The organism is Massilia mucilaginosa, from assembly GCF_011682145.1.
GTDB classification, from domain to species: Bacteria; Pseudomonadota; Gammaproteobacteria; order Burkholderiales; family Burkholderiaceae_D; genus Telluria_A; species Telluria_A mucilaginosa.
In genome coordinates this window covers 1-827 of record NZ_WHJH01000171.1, presented here as the reverse complement: position 1 = coordinate 827, position 827 = coordinate 1, and the positions used below count along the sequence as shown (strand labels likewise).

Annotated in this window: 1 protein-coding gene and 1 pseudogene; both read left to right on the top strand. The window is 55.6% G+C overall.

Annotated elements, in window-relative coordinates; translation table 11 throughout:
* A pseudogene (locus F2P45_RS36640) lies at positions 1 to 161 on the top strand (alpha/beta hydrolase); the annotation flags it as partial.
* A gap of 49 nt (positions 162 to 210) precedes the next feature.
* The gene (locus tag F2P45_RS34320; protein ID WP_166882674.1) at positions 211 to 666 is read left to right on the top strand and encodes a MarR family winged helix-turn-helix transcriptional regulator; all 456 of its coding nucleotides are present in this window, start codon (positions 211 to 213) and stop codon (positions 664 to 666) included.
* Positions 667 to 827: the final 161 nt, after the last annotated feature.

Genomic DNA, 827 nt, shown 5'->3' with positions numbered 1-827 from the left:
CCTATGCCCGCAAGCTCGACGCGGCTGGGGTGGATGTGAAAAGCGTGCGCTACAACGGCATGATCCACGACTTCGGGCTGCTCAACGCGCTGGCCACCTTGCCGGGTACCCGCAGCGCACTTGAGCAGGCATCGCAGGAACTGAAGCTGCGCTTGAAATAATATGAGAAATAGCTTGCTATCCGATAGTGCACTATATATACTGCTTCACATGGACGAGAAACAAACACCGAATGACCAGGTTCCCCAGCTCGATGGCCAGTTGTGCTTCTCGCTGTACTCGACTTCGCTGGCGATGAGCAAGCTGTACCGCAAATTGCTGCGCAATCTGGGGCTGACGTACTCGCAGTACCTGGTGTTGATGGTTCTGTGGGAACAGAACGAGTTGACGGTGTCGGAAATTGGCGAGCGCCTGTTCCTGGACTCGGCAACCCTGACTCCCCTGCTCAAGCGGATGGAACAGGCTGAACTGCTGACCCGCATCCGTGCGGCCAGCGACGAACGCCAGGTGATCATTTCGCTGACCGAAGCGGGCAGTGCTCTGCGGGAAGAAGCGAAGAAGTTTCCGTCGCAAATGTTGTGCACCTTTGCTTGTGAGTTGGACCAGGTCGTCAGTTTGAAGCAGCAGCTCGATGAGCTGCGCAGTAACCTGAACAAGAATACGTAATGCACGGGGTGGACAGGTACCGCCTGCCCCGGTCGAAGCAAAATGTAGTGCACTATATAATCGCCAACTAACTTAAATCTTTGAAAAGGAAACATCATGAAAGCCATCAACACCATCGCCCTCGCCCTGTCGATCACCGCCGCAGCCGCAGCAACCCCGGC

What these genes read in the sequence shown, in the direction of transcription:
- F2P45_RS34320 (WP_166882674.1), top strand. Translation starts at nt 211, where the DNA reads ATGGACGAGAAACAAACACCGAATGACCAGGTTCCCCAGCTCGATGGC.